Genomic DNA, 22583 nt, shown 5'->3' with positions numbered 1-22583 from the left:
TCCTACCGATCCACCAGCACCGAGCACTTGGCGTGTCGCACCACGCGATCGGCGGTGGCACCGATGAAATAATTGTAGATATCTGGAATGTGCGAGGCGACCATGACAAGATCGGCGCCATGGCTTTCCGCCGCGGCAATAATGCTGTTGGCGGGCGGGCCGTTGCGGACTTCGACGGTGGCCTGAATGCCGGTCTTGGCGACGAGTTCATTCAGCCGGTCGCGGCCTTCCTTCATGGCATCTTCTACGATGTTTCCCGGGAGCTCGACGGCGACATAGGTCGGAATATCCTCGATGACATTGAGGAGGATGATCTCACCGCCATTGTCGAGCAGCTTTGCCGCCTTGCGGAGAATCTTCTCGCCTTTTTCGATGCCGCCGATTTCAACTGGAACGATGATCTTCTTGTACATGTGATCCTCCTTGAGGCGTTGATCTTCGTTATCAACCTCCTCCCTGGATAGATAAAGCGCATTGACTGATATCAAGTGGGCACCAGCGATCGTCAATGTTTACAGAACGCTTAATCGCCAAAAACGGGCCTTCTGTGAACAATGGGAATGAGCCATATAGGGGTCAAGTACAGCAGCCGAGGGAGCTTACAGGCGAATGGACCGGCGAAAATTCCTCGCGCTCGCTACGGGCGGCACACTTGCCGCCACCGCCGGTACGCCTTTCAATTCCCGGACCAGTTCCAGGGCAGGAGACCACCCCATGACGTCATCAGAACCATCCTATGCGCTGACGCGCCCTGCCTATATCGACCAGTCGCATCTGGTCGTGAAAGACCTGGCCGCGGTCTCCGGTTTCTATCAGACGATGCTCGGCCTTTCGGTACTCGAAAAGACCGCAAGCGGCGACGTTCTTGGCGTCACCGGCCTGCCGCTCCTGACGCTGACGACCGACCGGGATGCGCGCGAAGCGCCCCGCAACGCCGCCGGCCTGTTTCACACCGCCTTCCTCATGCCCAACCGCACCGAGCTGGCGCGCTGGCTGCGCCATGCCGCGCATAACAATGTGGTGCTCGACGGTGCATCCGACCATCTGGTCAGCGAGGCGATCTATCTCTCCGATCCCGAAGGCAACGGTATCGAAATCTATGCCGACCGGCCGCATGAGAGCTGGAAATTTCACCAGGACGGCATGGTGGAAATGGCGACGCTGCGCCTCGACCTGCAGGCGCTCTATAACAGCGCGCCTGACGATGCCTGGGGCGGCATGGCGGATGGAACCGCGATCGGTCACATTCATCTGCAGGTCGGTGACATTCCGCAGGCAGACGTCTTCTACCGCGACGTGCTCGGCCTGAAGCTGATGGCGCGTTATCCGGGTGCGAGCTTCTTTGCGAGCGGCGGCTACCACCACCATCTCGGCGCCAATATCTGGAACAGCCGCGGCGCCGGCACGCGCGCCGACAACATGACCGGGCTTTCCGACTACAAGATCCGCTTCAACGATCAGGAAACGCTCGGCAAGGCCGTCGCAAAGCTCGACGAGCTGGAGATCAAGAGCGAGAAGCGCGACGGCGGCGTCTTCCTTAGAGATCCGTGGGGTATCGGGCTTACGCTGTCGGCCTGAAGCAGACGACAAATGGCGCCGCTTCCGGCGCCATTTTCATTTAAGCTTCAGCCTCTTCCGTCCCTCAACGACGGGGCTCGATCGTCACTTCGCCGAACATGACGCCGCGCGTCAGCGGCTTGGCGAGGAAATCGTGCGGGAAGCCGAGAGCGATGGCGCTTGCCTCGGCGAGGCGGGCGCGATGCTCATCCGACAGCACGACGTCGAGCGCACCGAGATTGTCTTCGAGCTGGGCCATCGTCTTGACGCCCATGATCGGCGAGGTGACCGCAGGATTGGTCAGCGTCCAGGCAAGCGCCACCTGCGCCGGCGTCCTGCCGATTTCAGCGGCAATCTCTTTGACCACGTCGGCAATACCGAGATTGCGCTCCGTCAGCGAACCATTGCCGGCGGCGACATTCTTGCGGGTGCCGACGGCGCTTGCCGTGCCGGCGCCGATATCGAGGTCGGCGCGGCTATATTTGCCGGTCAGGACACCCATGCCGAGCGGCGACCAGGGGATGACGCCGAGGCCGAGTTCATGGGCCATCGGGATGAGATCGCGTTCCACCGTACGTTCGATCAGGCTGTATTCGATCTGCAGCGCCACCAGCGGCGCCCAGCCGCGCAGGTCAGCAAGCGTCTGCATGCGCGCAACCTGCCAGGCGGGTGTGTCGGAAATACCGGCATAGACGATCTTGCCGGCGCGCACGAGATCGTCCAGCCCACGCATCACTTCCTCGACCGAGGTCGTGAAGTCCCAGGCGTGCAGATAGAAGAGGTCGATATAATCGGTGTTCAGCCGCCTCAGACTATCTTCCACCGAGCGGACCATGCTGCGGCGGTGGTTGCCGCCGGAGTTCGGATCCCTAGGGCGCGAGGTGATCGTGTATTTGGTGGCGATGACAAGCTCGTCGCGGCGACCTTCGGCAAAGCGGCCGACAAGCGTCTCGGACGTGCCGCCTGTATATTGGTTGGCGGTATCGATGAAGTTGCCGCCGCGATCGACATAGGCGTCGAACATGCGGCGCGATTCCTGCTCGTCCGCACCCCAGCCCCAATCGGTTCCGAAGGTCATTGCGCCGAGCGACAGCGGCGAGACACGCAGGCCGGAACGGCCGAGCAGACGGTAGCGGTCAAGGGACAATGTATCGGTCATAGGACATCTCCTGTCGTTGCAGACAGAAGATGCGCCTTGCCGATACTAACAACAATGCTACATTATCGGCATGACTTCTTTAGAAAAGATGGCATAATGCGCGGCAGCGACTATGCGGAATTGAAGGCTTTTGCGGCGGTGGCCGAGCACGGCAATTTCGCGCGAGCCGCGGCACGCCTGGGCATATCGCCGTCGGCGCTCAGCCAGACGATCCGCACACTCGAGGAGCGGATGGGCATCCGGCTGCTCAACCGCACGACCCGCAGCGTGGCGCCGAGCGAGGCGGGCCAGCGGTTGCTCACGCAGCTTCTGCCGGCGCTTGCCGATCTCGATCGGGCGGTGGCCGAGGTCGCGGCGCTGCGCGATACGCCGGCCGGGCTGCTGCGCATCAACGCGCCGCGGGTCGCGATCGTCCACAGGCTGGCGCCGCTGATTGCGCCCTTTCATGCGGCCTATCCTGACATCCTCATCGATATCGTGGTCGAGGACAAACTCGCCGATATCGTGGCGGATCGTTTCGATGCCGGCATCCGGCTGGGCGAGATGGTGGAAAAGGACATGGTGAGCGTGAAGCTCGGCGGCGAGATGCGGCTGATCGTCGTTGCCTCGCCCGATTACATCGCCCGTCACGGCATGCCGAAGACGCCTCGCGACCTGCGCGACCACCTCTGCATCGTCTCCCGCTGGCCGACGGATGGCAGCCTCTATCATTGGGAATTCGAGCGCGGCGATGAAAAGCTCGAGGTGGCTGTCTCCGGACCGCTCACCACGACCGACAACGATCTGATGCTGCGGGCGGTGCTCGACGGGATCGGCATCGGCTATCTCTTCGATGATCACGTGGGCGGCCATCTCGCCGACGGCCGGCTGGTGAGCATGCTCGGCGACTGGACGCCGCCCTTCCCCGGCTTCCACCTCTATTATCCAAGCCGGCGCCAGATGCCGCCGCCGCTGCGCGCCTTCGTGGATTTCATCGGGCGACAGCGGGCTGCCTAGAGCCTTTCCTGGTCAGATTGAAGCATTCTGTTGGCTCAAACGGAGTCGGATGGTTGACCGGCCGGCGCGCGTCGTAGCCCAGATCTACGGCCAAGCCGGCCGGTCGATCAGGCGGCCCGTTTCAGCCAACCCCGGTGGTTTGCTTGCAAACCAGCTAGGGCCGGGCATCTTTGCGCCAGGATCAAAGGCGATCGGCTCGGACGTACCTTGGGGTATGCCCTTCTCCATCAGCCTTTGCCCTGACACAAACCTGCTCCGGCAGAATGCTTCAATCTAACCAGGAAAGGCTCTAGAGCCCCCGCGGAACCGGCAGGAACCCTTGCGCGTTGATTGCCGAAGCAATGGGGCTTCGGGGACAGATCGCACATGGATATCGCCAACGGCATCAAGAAACAGGCTGACAGGATCCGTCTTGGCGAGCGCCATATGAGCGCATGGGTACGAACGCTTCAGGAGGAGGTGGAGGAACTTCCGCAGGCACCGGTCCGCCGTGTCGAGAAGGATGGGCTCGACGTCAGCATGGCATGGGCCATTATCGGCATCTTCGGCATTCTGGGGCTTGCCGCCGTCTATCTGATGTCGCTGATCCTGATCCCGATCACGCTCGCGGTGGTCGTCGGCATGATCCTCGGGATGGCGGCGGAGAAGCTTTCGAAGATGGGCGTGCCGCGGCTTGCCAATGCGGTGATCCTTTCCAGCAGCGTTGCGTTCATCGTCTTCCTGCTCTTCAATTCGCTTGCCGGACCTCTGGCGACGCTCGCCAACGAGGCCCCCGGTTTCATCGACCGCACCACGCAGCGCGTGATGCCTTATCTGGAGCGGATCGAATGGCTGCATATCACGCCCGCGACCTTCCAGAGCGGCCCGATGTCCATCGATGCGCTGCTCGAAAACACCGGCAACGTGCTGCACCTGGTGACGACGAACCTGACGCCGGCGCTGGTGCAGGGGCTGATCTTCTTTGCGGCGCTGCTGCTTTTTCTTGCAAGCCGGGTTAGCCTGCGCAAGACGATCATCATGACCTTTCGCGACCGTGCGCAGCGGCTGGCGGCCATCCGCGTCATCAATGCCGTGGAGCAAGCGCTTGGCGTCTATTTCGCCACGGCTTCGCTGATCTATGTGGCGCTCGGCTTCATGATGACGGTCATCGCCTATGCCGGCGGGCTGCCCATGCCTGTTCTCTGGGGCTTCTTCGCCTTCCTTTCGAGCTTCATTCCCTATCTCGGCATCACGATGATGACCTTCGCAGTGGCCATTGCCGGCATCATCGCCCATGATGGTATCGTCATCGGCCTTATCCCCGCTGCGGCCTTCTTCACCGTGCATCTCGTGATGGAGAACCTGGTCTTTCCCGCGGTCATGGGCCGGCGGCTGGAGATCAATCCCTTCATCGTTTTCCTGGCGATCATCTTCTGGACATGGATGTGGGGGGCGGTCGGCGCGATGCTGGCGCTGCCGCTCTCGCTCATCGTCATGACCATCATTGATGAACTGCTGATCGAGGAAAGACCGCAGCCGCAACTGCCGAAGTGACCAACTGAGTAAGCTTCGGCCCTACTCCGTCGTCTTGTCGTCACCGGTATCGGCAACATCCTGCAGGCGGACGAACTCGGTACCCTTGGCCTTGAGGTCGACGAGTGCCCTGGCGACACCCTCGCCGGCCGCATGCGTCGGCTGGTTGATATGGGAGATGACGACGTCGCCATCCCCAGCCGAGGAAATGCGCTTCTCCGTCACTGCAGCACCGAGCAGCGAGCCGCCGTCGCCGTTTATGGAATAGCCAGCGATGCGGTAGCCCATGGCGCGGATCTGGCCGATGGCAGAGAGATCATATTTAGCGGTCGAACCGCGGAACCAGTGGGGTGCCGGAATGCCCGAAGCGAGCATGGCGGCAGCACCGCCTTCGACTTCCTGCCTGACGGCATCGGGCGAACCGGCGGATGGGATGCCATAGACCAGCACCGGCTTGTCGATTGCCGGAATGTGCTTCTCGCCGTGGTTCTCCAATTCGAAAAGATCGGGATTCCGAAGGAAGACGGCAACGGCCTTCGGATTGCGCTTCAGCCAGCGGGCGGTGACGAAGATCGTCGCGGGGATGCGCTCGTTGACCAGCGTCGAGAGAATACGCTCATCGGCCTCGCCCATGCAGGCGTCAAAGGTCAGCGCGACGCGGGCATGGCCTGCGATGTTCGAGCGGGCGATGTGCAGATGCGGCTCGACCAGCTTGGGACCCGCGGCAACGGGCGGATGGGCAGGCACAGCAGGGGGAACTTCCGCGGCAAATGCCGACGAGGCGGCGGCAAGCAGCAGTGCAGAGCCAAGAAGAAGATGCTTCATGAAGAATCAGATTCGGTTGATATTTTAGCTGAAATTAAAGCAAAGATTTAAAGCGGGCCATGTGGCCTGATGCCGCCCGGCGAAGCACGGCTGGCGTCTCAATCCGCCCGCATTCCTGTGCCTGTCACAGGAATGCGAAAGGGCAAAGCTCAATCGTAGAGGTAATATTTGGCCCACTTATCCTTCGGCACCTTGTCCCCGATCTTGTACTTCAGGTCGCGCACATTGATGTGCTGCGGGCCGGTGATGCAGGTGTAGGACAGATGGTACCAGTCACCCTTGCTGCGGAAGACGGCGCCCGGCGCTTCGAGCCGGTCGTCGCTCGGGATCGGATCCTTGAAGGTGTAGGCAATCACCTTGTCCGGCCTGAAACCACTGCCGTCCGCGTTGATGCGGCTCATGGCCTCGGTGTCGCAGCTCTGTTCGAGGCGGGTGGCGGGATCAAGCTTTTCGAGCTGCTTCTTGATGGCAGGATCAACCGCAAAGGCGGACGAAGCCGCAAGGCCGATGAGCGACATAAACAGGACCAGATGTTTCGGCATTGCGGAGAAACCTTTACTGTCATGCATTCTTCATACCGCCGCCGGCAGCCTGCCGTGGCCTGACGCGAGTGTAAATTTCGCGCAGCGCTAGCGGACATTCTTAAATAATGTGGTGACATCAAGGCATCGCGCCGGCCATTTTGTCCCAAGACGGTTCATCGGCTGGTGCTTGATCACGGACCGCCGCGCCTCTATCTCTTGCCCACCGATACCGCCTTTACGGAGCTTTCCTTGACCGCCTTCAAGAACCTGCCGACCCCGCCCGCCGCCGAAAAAAGGCCCGTCTCCGACACGCGCCACGGCATCACGCGCACCGACGACTATGCCTGGCTGCGGGCCGACAACTGGCAGGCCATGTTCAAGGATCCTTCGATCCTCGACCCGGCAATCCGCTCGCACCTCGAGGCCGAGAACGGCTACATGAACGCGGCGATGGAAGACACCAAGCCGCTGCAAAAGACGCTGTTTGCCGAGATGCGCGGACGCATCAAGGAAGACGACAGCTCCGTGCCGACGAAGGACGGCGCTTATGCCTATGGCACGTCCTTTGTGACCGGCGGCGAGCAGCCGCGCTATTTCCGCATCCCGCGCGACGGAGACGTGAAGGACGAGACGATCCGCGCCATCCTGCTCGACGGCGACAAGGAAGCCACCGGCAAGGCCTATTTCCGTCTTGCCGGCCTCGACCATTGCACCGACCACAGCCGCGGCATCTGGGGCTATGACGACAAGGGCTCGGAATTCTTCACGCTGAGGGTTCGCGATCTGACGAGTGGCGAGGATCTGCCCGATCTCATCGAGAATACAGGCGGTGGCGGGGTCTGGGCGCCCGACGGTAAGAGCTTCTTCTATTCGGCCCTCGACGAGAACCACCGTCCGTCGAAGGTTTTCCACCATGTCATCGGCACGCTGCAGAGCGAAGACCGGCTGGTTTACGAAGAAGAGGATGCCGGCTTCTTCATGGGCGTCGGCGGCTCGCTGCTCGACGACTTCATCTATATCGACATCCACGACCACGAGACCAGCGAATATCGACTGGTCTCGACCAAGGATCTGACGGCAGAGCCGAAGCTGGTTGCCGTGCGCGAGGAAGGCATCGAATATTCGCTGACAGAAGGCGGCGACGTCTTCTACATCCTGACCAACGATGCCGGCGCCAAGGATTTCAAGATCATGGAGACGCCGGTTGACAGACCGGGCAAGGAGAACTGGCGCGAGGTCGTGCCGCACAAGCCGGGCACGCTCATCATCAGCCATATGGCTTATGCCCGCCACCTGCTGTGGCTGGAGCGCAAGGACGGCCTGCCGCAGATCATGATCCGCGATCGCCGCACCGGCGAGGAACATGCGATCGCTTTTGACGAGGAAGCCTATTCGCTCGGCCTTTCGGGTGCTGCGGAATACGATACCGACGTCATCCGCTTCTCCTATTCGTCGATGACGACGCCCTCGCAGCTCTACGACTACAACATGGTCACGCGCGAGCGCACGCTCTTGAAGACGCAGGAAGTGCCATCGGGCCATAATCCTGACGACTATGTCACCCGCCGCGTCTTTGCCCCGGCCTGGGATGGCGAGAAGGTGCCGGTCACCCTTCTCTATCGCAAAGACACACCGCTCGACGGTTCCGCGCCCTGCCTGCTCTATGGCTATGGCGCCTATGGCATCACCATCCCGGCCGGTTTCAACACCAACTGCCTGTCGCTTGCCGATCGTGGCTTCGTCTATGCCATCGCCCATATTCGCGGCGGCAAGGACAAGGGCTTTGCCTGGTACGAAGACGGCAAGATGGACAAGAAGACCAACACTTTCAAGGACTTCATCGCTGCTGCTGATTATCTGAATCAGGAGAAGTTCACGTCTTACGCAGGTATCATCGCCGAGGGCGGATCGGCGGGCGGCATGCTGATGGGTGCGGTCGCCAACATGGCGCCGGAGAAATTCGCCGGCATCATCGCTGCCGTTCCCTTCGTCGACGTCTTGAACACGATGCTCGACGACACGCTGCCGCTCACCCCGCCGGAATGGCCGGAATGGGGCAATCCGATCGAGAGCCGCGAAGAATACGAGCAGATCGCCGCCTATTCGCCCTATGACAATATCGGCGCAAAGCCCTATCCGCCGATCCTGGCGCTCGGTGGCCTGACCGACCCGCGCGTCACCTATTGGGAGCCGGCCAAGTGGGTCGCGCGGCTGCGCGACAAGACGACGGGCACGGCGCCCATTCTGCTCAAGACCAATATGGATGCCGGCCATGGCGGCGCCTCCGGCCGTTTCCAGCGATTGGAAGAGATCGCGTTCGAATATGCGTTTGCGATCAAGGTGGCAGGCAAGATGTGAGGATTGGATGTGGCGTGCGGCGTGTGCGCCACATCATCAAGGGAGGGAGAAATGGCCGTCTATATCGCGCTGCTGAGAGCCGTGAATGTCGGCGGCACCGGCTCCCTGCCGATGACTGAATTGAAGGCACTCTGTGAAGAGCTCGGCTTTGCCGATGTGAAGACCTACATCCAGAGCGGCAATGTGCTGTTCCGCTCGGATGAGGCCGAAAAGGCGGTCGAGGAGAAGCTCGACGCGGCTCTCGGGAAAAAGATGGGCAAGCGGCCGGGCGTGATGGTACGCAACCGCAAGGAAATCGACGGCATCGTCGCCAGGGCGCCCTTCCCCGAGGCCAAGCCCAATTTTCTGCTGGTCTATTTCCTGCCGGAGGCAGCCGCCTCCGATGCGCTTGACAAGATGGTGGCACCGGATGGCGAAGAGGCGAAGCTCGCCGGGCGCGAGATCTATGTGCACTATCCCATCGGCTCCGGCCGCTCGAAGCTGAAGCTGCCGGCGCTGAAGCCGGGGACCTCCCGCAACCTCAACACCGTGCGCAAGCTGGCCGATATGGCGGCTGAGATGGAAAACAACTAGGGCTGTCCGCTGCCGCCGGCTGCACCGTAGATCTGACCGGTGGCATAGCTCGCATCGGCAGCGGCAAGCTGCACGTAGATCGAGGCGAGTTCGGCCGGCTGGCCGGGCCGTCCGAGCGGCGTATTGCCGCCGAACTTGACCAGCTTTTCCTGCGTCTGGCCGCCGCTCACCTGCAGCGGCGTCCAGATCGGGCCGGGCGCGACACCGTTCACACGGATGCCTTTCGGCCCCAGCTGCTTGGCCATCGATTTGGTGAAATTCATCATCGCCGCCTTGGTCATGGCGTAGTCGACCAGATTGGCCGAGGGGTCGTAGGCCTGTACCGACGTCGTCTGGATGATCGCCGATCCTTCGCGCAAGTGAGGCAAAGCCGCTTTTGTCAGCCAGAACATCGCATAGATATTGGTCTTCATCGTTGCATCGAAATCCTCGCTGGAGATATCGGCAAGCGACTGACGCTGCTGCTGGCGTCCGGCATTGTTGACGAGAATATCAAGTCCGCCGAGCTGGCGCACGGCTTCGGCGACGATCCTCCGGCAATAGTCTTCATCCCTGAGATCGCCGGGAAGTGCGATACCGATACGCCCTTCCTTTTTAATCAGCTCGATCACCTCCCGGGCATCGGGCTCCTCATCCGGAAGATAGCTGATTGCGACATCGGCCCCTTCGCGGGCATAAGCAATTGCCGCGGCGCGACCCATGCCGGAATCGCCGCCGGTGATCAGCGCCTTGCGACCCTTGAGACGGCCACTGCCCTGATAACTCGTCTCGCCATGGTCAGGCTTCGGCTCCATGTCGCGGGCCAGCCCCGGAAAGGGCTGCGTCTGCGACGGAAAGGGCGGCTTTGGAAATTTGCCACGCGGATCGTGGAAGGTCTTATCGTTGCTGACGGGGCTGTCCATTGCCGCTCTCCCTTCGGTTTGTGCTGCGGAACATAACAGCGCAGGCACCTATCGGTTCCCTGCCGGGAGAGATATGGCATCGCCTGCCTACAGCTGGTCGCTGCCGCCGGCTGTGCCATAGATCTGGTCGCGCCTAACGGCAACGAGGGGCGACTCGATGGCCGGCAGGAACAGCATCTTCACGAAAGTGCGCAGCATCAGCACTTGTTCGGCAAGCGTGTTCGGCTCCTTCAGCGTCTTGGAGAGAACGATGCCGCCTTCCAAGACCGAGGAAACCATGTCGGCGAGTTGGTCGACATCGACGGGCTCGCGCGGCGTATAGACCTCCATGATTTCACGGAACATGCGGCCGAAGCGGCGGCGCCAGGCGAGCACGGCGTTACGGTTGGTCTCCTGTATCTCGCGGTCGAAGAGCCGTTCGTAATAGCAGACGGTCGCCACGAGGCAGCCGGGATGGCCGTTCGGCAGATCGGCGAGCAATTCGGAGAGCAGTTTCAGGCCGAGCAGGAAGGACTGCAGCGGATCATCCATCAGATCGCGCGCGCGGCTGAAGATCTCGTCATAGATGCGTTCGTCATTCTCGATGTAGCGGTTGAGCAGCGCCTTCGCGAGCTCGTTCTTGTCCTTGAAGTGGTAGAAAAAGCCGCTCTTGGTAATGCCGGTTTCGACGATCAGTTCCTCGATGGAGGTGCCGCCGAAGCCCTTCTGCAAGACCGCTGCTTCCGCCACATCAAGGATGCGATTTCGTGTTTCCTGGCCCTTTCGCATATGCCCCTCCTGTACCCACGGTACAGTTTTCAGTGCAACAGGATCGGACCTGCTTGCGCCCCCGGCAGCATCGGCCCATGCAAGGGATTGATTTCAATCCGCAAAATTCGAAACCCTCTGCAGTATACCGCAAGTCGCCTAGTTTGGCAGCCGAATAAGCGTCAGAACATCACCATCGATGGCAGTCATTTCAGGCGCCACGATTGGAGAGGCTTCACAATGGCAAAGTACAGGCATGGGCTGCCGCAGCTGAAGGGCGGCATCTTCATTAGCGATGGCGGCATGGAAACCACGATGATCTTCCATGAAGGCATTGATCTTCCACATTTCGCCTCCTTCGTATTGCTGGCTTCCGAGGACGGTCGTGAGCGCACGAAGAATTACTATCGCCGCTACCTGGATATTGCCCGCAGGCACGGCACGGGCTTCGTACTCGACACCGCCACATGGCGTGCCAATCCCGACTGGGGTCAGAAGCTCGGCTACACGACGCAGGCCCTGCAGGCGGCAAACCAGCGGGCGGTCGACCTGCTCATCGGTTTGCGCAGCACCTACGAGCGGCCGGAACAACCCATCGTCATCAGCGGCGCCATCGGTCCGCGTGGCGACGGCTACAAGGCGGGTACAATGAGCGCGGACGAGGCGGAGGATTACCACGCCTTCCAGATCGACACGTTCGCCGGCACGGAGGCCGATATGGTCGCCGCCTTCACGCTGACCAATATCGACGAGGCGATCGGCATCGCGCGTGCGGCCAAGGCGCTCGACATGCCTTGCGCCATCTCCTTCACGCTGGAGACGGATGGCAGGCTGGTGACCGGCCGCAGCATTCAGGATGCGATCGAGACGACGGACGCGGCGACTGGCGGGTCTCCGGCCTATTACATGATCAACTGCGCACACCCGACGCATTTCGAGGCCGCGCTTGATCACGGCAGCGCCTGGGTGAAACGCATCTCCGGCATTCGCGCCAATGCCTCGACCATGAGCCACGAGCAACTGGATAACAGCGAGACGCTGGATGCGGGCGATCCTGATGATCTCGGCCGGCGCTATCGCAGCCTGCTTCGCCGCATGCCGCAGGTACGCGTGCTCGGCGGCTGCTGCGGCACCGACCACCGGCATGTCGCAGCGATCTGCGAAATATGCCTGCCCCAGGCGGCGTAAGGGGCGCGAGCGAGGGCAGGATGATGAGAATGGTTGGGGTAATGACGCGCCGGCGCAGCTGGCGCGATTTGTGGCTTGCGATCGCAGGGCGAAGGACGCAAGCCGAACCGGAGACAGTCGTAGAGGTGGCTCTGCAGGATATGGATCTTGCAGCTTTCGAGGACCTCGACGGCCGCATGGCCTACGGGCTTCAGGCGGACCAACGCAGGCAGCGCCCTTTGTGGCGCAGGCTATTGCGGGAACCCGTCGGCCTTTGATGAAGGGAAGGCGCCTCAGCTTCCGGCTGCGGCGCCTTTCGTCTGTTTGCTCCTGTAGCCGCTGATCTCCTCGCCGGCAGTCGGCGAAAAGCGCAGGTTCCAGAACGTGGCGCAGATCGAGATCAAGGCGACGATGATGAAGGCCGTGGAGAAATCGCCAAGCTCAGGCGTTTCGACACCATTGAAGGCCATGGAGCCGTGCAGCGCCAGCGCGCCGATGCAGATGCCGAGCGAGAGCATCAGTTGCTGGAAGGTCGTGTAGAAGCTCGTCGCCGAGCTCATGCGATCCTGGCCGATCTCGTCATAGGCGATGGTGTTATAGGCCGTGAACTGGAACGACATGAAGAAGGCGCTGAGCACCAGCGCGATGAAGATCAGCGGCATCGGCCAATCCGGCCGGAAGGCGGCGCAGAGGCCGTAGCCGATGGTGCCGAGAATGCCGTTGATTATAAGGCTTTTGCGGAAGCCGACGCGGCGGAAGAAGGCCTTAGCCAGCGGCTTCATGAACAGCGCACCAAGCGCGGTGGAAATGACGATCTGGCCCGCCGCGGCAGCCGAAAGACCGAAGCCGATCTGAAAGAGCAGCGGCAGCAGGAAAGGCTGCGCGCCCTGAGTGATGCGCGTCAACGAGCCGGCGATAACAGAGGTGCCGAAGCTCGGCACCTTCATCAGCGAGAAATCCATGATCGGGGCCGGATGCCTGCGGGCATGGCGGAGATAAGCGATGCCGAAAAGCAAGCCTGTCGCGATGAGGAAGATCGCGAGCGAGCCCTGCCCCTCATGGCTCGACAGTTCGAAACCGAAGAGCAGCGAGCCAAGCGAGATGCCCGACAGGATGAAGCCGATCGTGTCAAAGGGGCCGGCAGCCTTGCCCTTCACCTCGTCGATGTAGATCGAGACGAAGATCATGCCGATGATGCCGATCGGCACGTTGATGTAGAAGATCCAGCGCCAGTCGAGATAGGTGACGATGAAGCCGCCGAGAGGCGGGCCGACGATCGGGCCGATCAGCGCCGGCACCAGGAGCCAGGACATGGCGCTCACCATATCCTTGCGGTCGACGCTGCGCATCAGCACAAGGCGGCCGACGGGCATCATCATGGCGCCGCCGATGCCCTGCAGCAGGCGGGCGAGCACCAGGAGCGGCAAGGTCGGCGCGAAGGCACAGAGGATGGAGCCGACCACGAAGACGGCGATGGCCGAGCGGAAGACGGTGCGCGAACCGAAACTGTCCGCCATGCGGCCGCTGGCGGGAATGAAGATCGCCAGGCTGAGCAGGTAGGAGGTCAGCGCAATCGACATGGCCGGTGCGTCGACGCCGAAATCGCGCGCCATTGTCGGCAGCGCGGTCGCCAGCACGGTTGCATCCACGTTTTCCATGAGCATGGCACTCGCGACAATCATCGCGATCACCCGGAAATTGGGTGCTGCGCGCCGAACCATCGGCGCATGATAAATCTGATCCGACATCGTCAGGGATCACTCGCAGTGGCGCAGCGGAGCACACGGGGCGACAGGGCCGCGGGGATGACATGGCAAAAATGCCAAGAGGAGATGATTTTGCTATACGCCTGCAATCATGGCGGCGCTATGTCTTTTATGGCAAATCTGCCTTGCCGAGAGGTAAAGGCAGATCACCATTCCTTGCACTTCATTGCCCTTCGTGAAGGGTGGTTTGCGGCCAAAATCGGCTTGCGTGACCGCACCTGCGGCCCTACCTATTAGCCATGACCTCCGCCCTGCAGAAAAACCGGCCAGACACGGCCTTTTCATTCGACAACAGCTATGCACGGTTGCCGCAGCGCTTCTTTGCGACACAGGTGCCGACGCAGGTGGCAGAACCCTGGCTGATCAAGCTCAACGAGCCGCTGGCGGAGGAACTGGGGCTCGATGTCGAGACCCTGAGACGTGACGGCGCGGCGATCTTTTCCGGTAACCTCGTCCCCGATGGCGCCGAGCCGCTGGCGATGGCCTATGCGGGCCACCAGTTCGGCCAGTTCGTGCCGCTGCTCGGCGACGGGCGGGCGATCCTGCTCGGAGAGGTGATCGACCGCAATGGCCGGCGCCGCGACATCCAGCTTAAGGGTGCGGGGCAGACTCCCTTTTCCCGCCGCGGCGACGGGCGGGCGGCTCTCGGGCCGGTCCTGCGAGAATATATCATCAGCGAGGCGATGTTTGCGCTTGGCATTCCGGCCACGCGGGCGCTTGCCGCGGTGCTGACCGGCGAAGGCGTGCGGCGTGAAGAGATCTTGCCGGGCGCGGTCTTCACCCGCGTGGCGGCAAGCCATATCCGCGTCGGGACCTTCCAATATCTTGCCGCGACCGGTGACGAGGATGGCATCAAGGCGCTCGCCGATCATGTCATCGAACGGCATTATCCCGAGCTGAAGACAGCGGAAAATCCCTATCTCGCGCTCTATGAGGCGGTCTGCGAGCGGCAGGCGGCGCTGATCGCCCGCTGGCTGCAGGTGGGTTTCATCCATGGGGTGATGAACACCGACAATATGACGATCTCGGGCGAGACGATCGATTTCGGTCCCTGCGCTTTCGTGGATGCCTATGATCCGATGACGGTCTTCTCGTCGATCGACCAGCATGGGCGTTACGCCTATGCCAACCAGCCGGGCATCGGACAATGGAACCTCGCGCGGCTCGGCGAAGCGCTGCTGCCGCTGATCGATGCGGACAAAGACAAGGCGATCGAGCATGCCAATGCCAGCATCAAGGCCTATGGCGAGCGCTTCCACGCCCATTGGCTGCAGGGCATGCGCGGCAAGATCGGGCTGATCTCGGCAGAAGACGGCGATCTCGAGTTGATCCAATCGCTGCTGGCGCTGATGCACGCGCAGGGCGCCGATTTCACGCTGACGTTCCGGCGTCTTTCGGCGCTTGCGGACGATCCCGAGGCAGAGACCGAATTCGCCTCGACCTTCCGCGAACCGGCCGCCACCGCCGAATGGCTGGCGCACTGGCGCGAACGCCTGTTGCGCGATCCGCAGGCGCCAACCGAGCGCGCCGCGGCCATGAGACATGTCAACCCCGCCTTCATTCCCCGCAATCACCGTGTCGAGCAGGCAATCGAGGCGGCCGTGGAAGATGGCGATTTTTCGCTTTTCGAGGCGCTGCTGGCAGTGCTTTCGCACCCCTATGACGAGCAGCCGGCATTTGCGGCCTATATGGACCCGCCGAAGCCCGAAGAGCGAGTGCTCCAGACCTTCTGCGGAACCTGATTTCAACCAACAACCCTATTCACTGGAGATAGTGATGACCGACCTTCTCGATATCCCGGTCAAGACCGTTCAAGGGCGTGAGACGACGCTCAACGAATATCGCGGCCAGGTGCTGCTCATCGTCAATGTCGCCTCCAAATGCGGGCTGACGGTGCAGTATGAAGGGCTTGAAAAACTCTATGCCGACAAGCGCGAGAGAGGCTTCGTCATCGCCGGCTTCCCGGCCAACGACTTCAAAGGCCAGGAGCCGGACACGGATGCGGAGATCCTCGATTTCTGCACCAGCACCTTCGGCGTCGACTTCCCGATGTTTTCCAAGATCTCCGTCAAGGGGCCGGACAAGCACCCGCTCTACAAGAACCTGACGAATTCCGGCGTGGAAACGACCGGCGAAGGGCCGATGCGCGAGCGGCTGAAGGGTGCCGGCCTTGCCGGCGACGACAGCGAAGTGCTCTGGAACTTCGAAAAGTTCCTGATCGGCCGCAACGGCAAGATCGTCGCCCGTTTCGCCCCTGATGTGACGGCTGACGACAGCCGTCTCGTCTCGGCGATCGACCGCGAGCTTGCAAAAGCGTCCTAAAGCCGCATCCCAACGGCCACGAATTGTGGCGGTTGAAAGGCAGGCTTCCCGCTCTATCTGCCTGATCGGCGTGTGTTTTTCGCCACCCTCCGATCCGGCTAACCAGCGGGAGCTGCCTTATGGCAATCGTCATTACCTCCATCCTCTTCATTATTTTCGGACTTGCGCTCGGCGCAGGCGGGCTCTGGCTCGTCACGCTCGGCGGCAGCGTTTTTTATCTTTTTGCGGGGCTGATGTTCCTGCTGACGGCAGGCTTGCTGCTCATGCGCAAAGCGGTAGCGCTCTGGGTCTATGCAGTGCTTGTGGTCGTTGCACTTGTCTGGGCGATCTGGGAGGTCGGGTTCGACTGGTGGCAGCTCGGCCCACGCGGCGGCCTCATCATCCTCTTCGGACTCTGGCTGCTGACGCCCTGGATCCGCCGGCCGCTCGGTTTTCGCAGCCCGACCGGCATCTATTATGGCGCCAATCCCTGGCCGCTCGCCATTCCGGTCATACTCGCCATCATCGTCGCCTTCTATTCGATGACATCAGATCCGCATGATCTCGCCGGCGATCTGCCGATACAAACGGTTGCCACAACGCCCGCCTTCGGCGGCAATGTGCCCGATGGCGAATGGCACCAATATGGCCGCACGGCCTACGGCCAGCGATACTCGCCGCTCGACCAGATCACCGTTCAGAATGTTTCCACCCTGAAAGAGGCCTGGCGCTACCAGACCGGCGACGTGAAGCGGCCCGACGATGTCGCGGAAACGACCTATCAGGTGACGCCGCTGAAGGTCGGCAACACGCTCTATCTCTGCACGCCGCACAACTGGGCGATCGCGCTCGATGCCAAAACCGGGCAGCAGAAATGGAAATATGACGCCGATTCCGGCATGAACCCGGACCGCCAGCACCAGACCTGCCGCGGTGTGACCTATCACAGCGATGAAGCGATACCTGCCGGCCAGCCCTGCAAAGAGCGTGTCTACCTGCCGACGTCGGATGCGCGGCTGATCGCGCTCGATGCAACCAACGGGCAGGTCTGCACCAGCTTCGCCGAACAGGGCGTTCTCCATCTGGAAACCGGCATGCAATACAATCCTGCCGGCTACTACTATTCCACCTCGCCGCCAGTCGCCGTCGCGGGCAAGATCATCATCGGCGGGGCGGTCAACGACAATTATTCGACACGGGAACAATCCGGCGTCATCCGCGCCTATGACATCAACAGCGGCGCGCTGATCTGGAACTGGGATTCCGGCAATCCCGACCAGACCACGCCATTGCCGGAGGGCCAGCATTATACGACGAATTCGCCGAACAGCTGGTCGGTCTTCAGCGTCGATGACCAGCTCGGCATGGTCTATATCCCGCTCGGCAATCAGGTGCCGGACCAGCTCGGCATGAACCGCAGCGAGAATGTCGAAAAGTTCTCCTCCTCTGTCGTGGCGCTCGACATCAATACGGGCCAGCTGCGCTGGGTGCAGCAATTCGTCCATCACGATCTCTGGGATATGGACGTGCCGGCGCAGCCGGTGCTGCTCGATCTGACGAAACAGGACGGAACGGCGGTGCCGGCGCTGGTGGCATCCACCAAGCAGGGCGATATCTACGTGCTCGACCGGCGCACCGGCCAGCCGATCATTCCCTTCAAGGAAATCCCGGCGCCTGACGGCGCAATACCGGAAGATCACACGTCGCCGACGCAACCGATCTCGGATCTCACCTTCTCGCCGGAGCCGCTGCAGGAAAAGGACATGTGGGGCGTTTCGCTGTTCGACCAGCTTGTCTGCCGCATCGATTTCCACCGCTACAAATATGAGGGCCGCTATACGCCGCCCTCGCTGCAGGGCACGATCGTCTATCCCGGCAATTTCGGCACGTTCAACTGGGGTTCGGTCGCCGTCGACCCCGAACGACAGCTGATGTTCGGCATGCCGACCTATCTCGCCTTCACCTCGCGCCTGGTGCCGGCAGCCGATATTCCGCCGCGCGGGCAGGACGAGAAGGGCAGCGAACAGGGTCTCAACCGCAATGACGGCGCACCTTACGGTGTGTTCATGGGACCATTTCTCGGGCCGCTGCAGATCCCCTGCCAGGCACCGCCATGGGGCTATGTCGCCGGCGTGGATCTCCGCACCGGCCGTATCGCCTATATGCACAAGAACGGCACGGTGCATGACATGACGCCGCTGCCCCTGCCCTTCAAGGTCGGCGTGCCCGGCATCGGCGGGCCAATGATGACCAAGGGCGGCGTCGCCTTCCTGGGCGCAGCCGTCGACAACTATCTGCGCGCCTATGACGTGACCAATGGCCGGCAGCTCTGGGAAGCCCGGCTTCCGGCCGGCGGTCAGGCAACGCCGATGACCTATATGACCGATGACAACAAGCAATATGTCGTCATGGTCGCCGGCGGGCATGGTTCGGTCGGTACCAAGCCGGGCGACTATGTGATCGCCTACACGCTGCCGTAGTACCGCCGGAGGTAGACACAAGCTCCAGACAGGCTTGCCCCATCATGCTGCTGCTGTTTTTCAGGGGATTTTTTCATGGAAATCGGTAGCAGCCTTTCAATTTACTCCGGCCTTGGTTCGCTTTTCGAGCAGGGCAAATCCAAGAACAAGCAGACAGACGAATTCAGCAGCAGGACGCGCAATCAATCCGGCGCCGGCCTGCAGCCGAGCACGACACCGCCGTCCATCGCCAATACGATGTGGGCGGTGCAGGCCGGCAACGAGACCTATATCAACCCGCCGTCGGAGGCAGAGGCCGCAGCCAAGGCCGCGCATAGCAGCCTGGTCGACCAGTTCTCCGAATGGAGCAACATGGACCCTGCGGAATTCATCCGCGCACGGTATCTCGAAGCACACGGACTGACGGAAGACGACCTGAAGGCCATGCCCGCCGATCAGCGCGAAGCGATCGAGAAGGAAATCGCCGAGCAGATCAAGCGCGAGCTCGCCGGTGTCGAGGATGGCGGAGACGGCAACAAGGAATCCGCCGCGCAATCGACGAGCACGCAGGCCACCGACCAAAATTCGGCCGCCTGATCGCAACGCAAATTCAAAAAGCCGCGGGCAGTAATGCACCGCGGCTTTCGATGCTCGATGTCCGCCGCCTCCGATCCGACAGCCCAGCGGAAAAGATCGTAGAAAACCAGTCCGCCTCTCTCACACCATCTCCGTGATCATCTTGCCGACTTCGGCGAAGACGGGATTGAACTCGTCCATCTTTGCAGCCGTTTCCGCGATATAAACGGCGGCGACGATGGGGCCGCGGTTAGGCGGCCAGATGATGGCGATATCACCGGCCGCACCGTTATCGCCCGTTCCGGTCTTGTCGCCGATCTTCCAGTCGGAGGGCAAGCCTGCACGCAGGCGCGCGCCGCCGGTCGTGTTCGCAACCATCCAATCGACCAACTGATTTGCAGAACTTTCCGCCAGGACCGAGCCGAGGGCGATGTTGCCGAGCGTATCGAGCATGGCATCCGGCGTGGTCGTGTCGCGCGGGTCGCCTTTCGCCGCCTCGTTCAGCGCAGTTTCCATGCGGTCGAGCCTTGTCGTACCGTCGCCGATGGAGCGCAGCCAGTCGGTGAGTGCAGCCGGGCCGCCGAAACTTTCCAGCATCAGGTTGCCAGCCGTATTGTCGCTCAGCGTAATGCCGGCCTTGCAGATCTCGGCCATCGTCATGCCCTCGCCGCCGGCGTGCTTTTCGGTCTCGGGCGAATAGGTGACGAGCTTTTCCTTGCCGTAGGTGACCCGCCGGTCGAGCTTTTCATCACCCTTGTCGACACGGGCGAGAACGAGGCCGGCGGCCAGAACCTTGAAGGTGCTGCACATGGCGAAGGGCTCGCTGCCGCGATAGCCGAAGGAGATGTTCGTGTCGCTGTCGAGAACGGAGACCCCGAGACGCCCGCCGATACGCGCTTCCAGCGCTGCAAGCCGCTTGTCGATATCGTCGTCCTGTTGCTGCTGTGCGCGGACGCGGGTCGTAAAGCCCAGCCCAGGCAGCAGCAATGCTGAACCCATGAAGCTGCGGCGGGTCAGGCTGTGATTCATGAAGACCTCCGGGGAATCAGGTTCACAGGCGTAAGGCCCGATTGCGGCGGCATCTCGGCTTTTTGGCGGAATCAGGCGGCGCGCGTGACTTCCACAGTCACATGCGACAACTCGTCCAGGCTCGAAAGCCGCTCCTTGTAGAAGGCGGTGTCGCGCGACCGCGGCGTCAGCACCGCAACGATCGCAGCATGATGGCCGGGGCCGACCTGCCAGACATGCAGATCGGTAATGCGGTCGCCATCGCCCTCGATCACATCACGGATTTCATCCGGCAGCGTTTCACCCTCCGGGAGCACATCGAGCAGAACAGCGCCTGAGGATTTCAGCAGTCCCCAGGACCATTGGGCGATGATGAGAGCGCCGACGATGCCCATCAGCGGATCGAGCCAGAGCCAGCCATAGAGGCCGCCGAAAGTGAGTGCGGCAATGGCGAGCACCGAGGTCAATGCGTCGGCGATGACGTGCATATAGGCGGAGCGAATATTGTTATCCGCATGTCCATGGTGGCCATGATCGTGGCCGTGGTGATGATCGTGATGGTGATCATGCCCGTGTCCATGATGATGGCCGCCGCTACCGCTCAACATCCAGGCGCTGATGAGGTTGACGGCAAGGCCGATGACGGCGACGGCGATCGCCTGGCTGAAGCTGATCGGCACGGGCGACGTGATGCGCAGGAAGCTTTCCCATCCCATCAGCAGGGCAATCATCGCCAGAATGATGGCGCTCGCGAAGCCGGCGAGATCGCCGAGCTTGCCGGTGCCGAAGGTGAAGCGCGGGTTGCGAGCCTGTTTGCGGGCGAAGAGATAGGCAAGCGCGGAAATGAGCAGCGCGCTGGCATGGGTGGACATGTGCCAGCCGTCGGCCACCAGCGCCATCGAGCCATAGATCGTGCCGGCGGCGATTTCGACCACCATCATGACCGCCGTCAGCGCAATCACCAGCCAGATGCGGCGTTCGTTCCGGGCATGATCCTGCCCCAAGAAGACATGCTCATGTCCGTCTGTATTCGTTCCCGATATCATCGCCATCTCCTTATCGATCCGGCTCAGCGGATATAGGTTCGCAGTACTTCCGATATTTCCTCGACCGCTTCCGCCCTCGCCTTCTCGTCGGCGGCATGCAGCACATGTTCCTGCAGGTGATCGTCCAGCACCTCGCCCGTCAGCCCCGTCAGCGCTCCGCGCACGGAGGCGAGGAGCTGGAGAATTTCGCCGCAGGGGCGCTCAGCTTCCAGCGCACGCTCGACGGCTTCGAGCTGGCCGCGGAGGCGACTGACGCGGGCGATGAGCTTCTTCTTCTGATGAGTGGTGTGGGACATGGTCGTCTCGAAATTAGGATAGGGGGGTACCCTATCCTACATTCCATCAAAAGCAATCCGGTAATGGTCAGTTCCGCGTCCATCTGCCATTGACAAACGAGCGGTTTAGGAGGATTGATCTCCACATGATCGAGACCACGCACCATAACCGCTCGTATTTTTGGCTGTACCTGTAAAGGGCGGCCGAGACAGATCATAATGTCAACAAGCCGCCGTCAGGCGGCTTTGTTGTATCGGCAGCGTCCTGGCGGCATAAACTTCGAAAAGGACGCGAAGACCATGCTTGAAATCGAAGACAGCGAAATATCGCTCATGCGGCCGCCGGTCGTGACGATCCGCACTGCAAAGCCCCGCGACATATCCGAACTCCACGAGATGATCGGCCTTCTCGCCATCCATCACGGCGATATTTCCGCCTCGACGCCGGACCAGCTCGAACGCGATCTCTTCGGTCCGACGCCATGGATTTCGGCCATCGTCGCCGACGGCAGCGAAGGTCTGATCGGCTATGCCATCCTCGTTCCGCTCTACAGGGCGCAGGAAGGCAAGCGCGGCATGGACCTGCATCACCTTTTCGTGCGTGACGGCCATCGCGGCCACGGTACCGGCCAGCTTCTCGTCGACCGCGCCCGTGAAACGGCACGGCTTGCAGGCTGCGACTACCTCTCCGTCAGTGCTGCGACCGGCAACCTCAAGGCACACCGCTTCTACGAACAGATGGACTTCACCCCTCGCCCGGTCACCGGCATGCGCTATATGCAGTCCCTGTCGTAAGTGGCACCAGCCGCTCGGCCATCTTGCAAGGAGGAAA

The 22583-nt window shown here is 61.6% G+C and carries 22 protein-coding genes; 12 read left to right on the top strand and 10 right to left on the bottom strand.

The window, feature by feature from the left end; all coding sequences use genetic code 11:
* Nucleotides 1–2: 2 nt before the first annotated feature.
* Complete coding sequence (locus tag FHT82_RS26520; RefSeq protein WP_183735682.1) at nt 3–413, bottom strand: universal stress protein; 411 nt, start codon at nt 411–413, stop codon at nt 3–5.
* 196 nt (nt 414–609) lie between these two features.
* On the opposite strand from FHT82_RS26520, the gene FHT82_RS26515 reads away from it, so the two are divergent.
* Nucleotides 610–1578 carry a VOC family protein gene (locus FHT82_RS26515; protein ID WP_183735681.1) on the top strand — a complete coding sequence of 323 codons (969 nt, stop codon included), beginning with the start codon at nt 610–612 and terminating at the stop codon, nt 1576–1578.
* 64 nt (nt 1579–1642) lie between these two features.
* On the opposite strand, the gene FHT82_RS26510 is transcribed toward FHT82_RS26515, so the two are convergent.
* The gene (locus FHT82_RS26510; protein WP_183735680.1) at nt 1643–2716 is read right to left on the bottom strand and encodes an aldo/keto reductase; all 1074 of its coding nucleotides are present in this window, start codon (nt 2714–2716) and stop codon (nt 1643–1645) included.
* A 96-nt stretch (nt 2717–2812) separates the two neighbouring features.
* Between FHT82_RS26510 and FHT82_RS26505 the strand changes: the two genes are divergently transcribed.
* Nucleotides 2813–3712 carry a LysR family transcriptional regulator gene (locus FHT82_RS26505; protein WP_183735679.1) on the top strand — a complete coding sequence of 300 codons (900 nt, stop codon included), beginning with the start codon at nt 2813–2815 and terminating at the stop codon, nt 3710–3712.
* 366 nt (nt 3713–4078) lie between these two features.
* Complete coding sequence (locus tag FHT82_RS26500) at nt 4079–5245, top strand: AI-2E family transporter (RefSeq protein WP_183735678.1); 1167 nt, start codon at nt 4079–4081, stop codon at nt 5243–5245.
* Nucleotides 5246–5266: 21 nt separating this feature from the next.
* Here FHT82_RS26500 and FHT82_RS26495 read toward each other — a convergent pair whose 3' ends face one another.
* A complete protein-coding gene (locus FHT82_RS26495; protein ID WP_183735677.1) occupies nt 5267–6049 on the bottom strand; it encodes a polysaccharide deacetylase family protein in 783 nt (260 codons plus the stop codon).
* A gap of 149 nt (nt 6050–6198) precedes the next feature.
* The gene (locus tag FHT82_RS26490; protein ID WP_183735768.1) at nt 6199–6591 is read right to left on the bottom strand and encodes a DUF930 domain-containing protein; all 393 of its coding nucleotides are present in this window, start codon (nt 6589–6591) and stop codon (nt 6199–6201) included.
* Between the two features lie 231 nt (nt 6592–6822).
* Here FHT82_RS26490 and FHT82_RS26485 point away from each other — a divergent pair, with 231 nt between their 5' ends.
* Nucleotides 6823–8931: a S9 family peptidase gene (locus FHT82_RS26485; protein ID WP_183735676.1), complete on the top strand. Its 2109-nt coding sequence runs from the start codon at nt 6823–6825 to the stop codon at nt 8929–8931.
* 51 nt (nt 8932–8982) lie between these two features.
* A complete protein-coding gene (locus tag FHT82_RS26480; RefSeq protein WP_183735675.1) occupies nt 8983–9504 on the top strand; it encodes a DUF1697 domain-containing protein in 522 nt (173 codons plus the stop codon).
* Here the strand turns inward: FHT82_RS26480 and FHT82_RS26475 are convergent.
* A complete protein-coding gene (locus FHT82_RS26475) occupies nt 9501–10406 on the bottom strand; it encodes an SDR family oxidoreductase (RefSeq protein WP_183735674.1) in 906 nt (301 codons plus the stop codon). The two genes, FHT82_RS26480 and FHT82_RS26475, sit on opposite strands and share 4 nt — an antisense overlap.
* A gap of 87 nt (nt 10407–10493) precedes the next feature.
* Complete coding sequence (locus FHT82_RS26470; RefSeq protein ID WP_183735673.1) at nt 10494–11174, bottom strand: TetR/AcrR family transcriptional regulator; 681 nt, start codon at nt 11172–11174, stop codon at nt 10494–10496.
* A 219-nt stretch (nt 11175–11393) separates the two neighbouring features.
* Between FHT82_RS26470 and FHT82_RS26465 the strand changes: the two genes are divergently transcribed.
* Nucleotides 11394–12341, top strand: coding sequence for a homocysteine S-methyltransferase family protein (locus tag FHT82_RS26465; protein ID WP_183735672.1), 948 nt, complete (start codon nt 11394–11396; stop codon nt 12339–12341).
* 29 nt (nt 12342–12370) lie between these two features.
* A complete protein-coding gene (locus tag FHT82_RS26460; RefSeq protein ID WP_246698228.1) occupies nt 12371–12598 on the top strand; it encodes a hypothetical protein in 228 nt (75 codons plus the stop codon).
* Nucleotides 12599–12613: 15 nt separating this feature from the next.
* Here FHT82_RS26460 and FHT82_RS26455 read toward each other — a convergent pair whose 3' ends face one another.
* Nucleotides 12614–14068, bottom strand: coding sequence for a DHA2 family efflux MFS transporter permease subunit (locus FHT82_RS26455; RefSeq protein ID WP_183735671.1), 1455 nt, complete (start codon nt 14066–14068; stop codon nt 12614–12616).
* Between the two features lie 257 nt (nt 14069–14325).
* Between FHT82_RS26455 and FHT82_RS26450 the strand changes: the two genes are divergently transcribed.
* The 4 genes from FHT82_RS26450 to FHT82_RS26435 all read left to right on the top strand — a co-directional run bounded on the left by FHT82_RS26450 (nt 14326) and on the right by FHT82_RS26435 (nt 19443).
* Complete coding sequence (locus FHT82_RS26450) at nt 14326–15828, top strand: protein adenylyltransferase SelO (protein WP_183735670.1); 1503 nt, start codon at nt 14326–14328, stop codon at nt 15826–15828.
* 34 nt (nt 15829–15862) lie between these two features.
* Nucleotides 15863–16408, top strand: a complete 546-nt coding sequence (locus FHT82_RS26445; protein ID WP_183735669.1) for a glutathione peroxidase — start codon at nt 15863–15865, stop codon at nt 16406–16408.
* Between the two features lie 119 nt (nt 16409–16527).
* Nucleotides 16528–18867, top strand: a complete 2340-nt coding sequence (locus FHT82_RS26440) for a glucose/quinate/shikimate family membrane-bound PQQ-dependent dehydrogenase (protein ID WP_183735668.1) — start codon at nt 16528–16530, stop codon at nt 18865–18867.
* A 75-nt stretch (nt 18868–18942) separates the two neighbouring features.
* A complete protein-coding gene (locus FHT82_RS26435) occupies nt 18943–19443 on the top strand; it encodes a hypothetical protein (protein ID WP_183735667.1) in 501 nt (166 codons plus the stop codon).
* A gap of 120 nt (nt 19444–19563) precedes the next feature.
* Here the strand turns inward: FHT82_RS26435 and bla are convergent, their stop codons facing one another.
* From bla to dmeR, 3 genes are all read right to left on the bottom strand, one after another.
* Nucleotides 19564–20451 carry a class A beta-lactamase gene (gene bla / locus FHT82_RS26430; protein ID WP_183735666.1) on the bottom strand — a complete coding sequence of 296 codons (888 nt, stop codon included), beginning with the start codon at nt 20449–20451 and terminating at the stop codon, nt 19564–19566.
* Between the two features lie 71 nt (nt 20452–20522).
* Nucleotides 20523–21476, bottom strand: a complete 954-nt coding sequence (dmeF, locus tag FHT82_RS26425) for a CDF family Co(II)/Ni(II) efflux transporter DmeF (RefSeq protein WP_183735665.1) — start codon at nt 21474–21476, stop codon at nt 20523–20525.
* 23 nt (nt 21477–21499) lie between these two features.
* Nucleotides 21500–21772 carry a Ni(II)/Co(II)-sensing transcriptional repressor DmeR gene (dmeR, locus tag FHT82_RS26420; RefSeq protein WP_183735664.1) on the bottom strand — a complete coding sequence of 91 codons (273 nt, stop codon included), beginning with the start codon at nt 21770–21772 and terminating at the stop codon, nt 21500–21502.
* Nucleotides 21773–22051: 279 nt separating this feature from the next.
* Between dmeR and FHT82_RS26415 the strand changes: the two genes are divergently transcribed.
* Entirely contained in the window at nt 22052–22546 is a 495-nt protein-coding gene (locus FHT82_RS26415) for a GNAT family N-acetyltransferase (protein ID WP_183735663.1), read from the top strand.
* Nucleotides 22547–22583: the final 37 nt, after the last annotated feature.

The sequence above is a fragment of the Rhizobium sp. BK275 genome (genome assembly GCF_014193555.1).
Taxonomy (GTDB): Bacteria; Pseudomonadota; Alphaproteobacteria; order Rhizobiales; family Rhizobiaceae; genus Rhizobium.
Note: the sequence above shows the minus strand (reverse complement) of the source record. Positions and strands in the feature narration are given on the sequence as shown.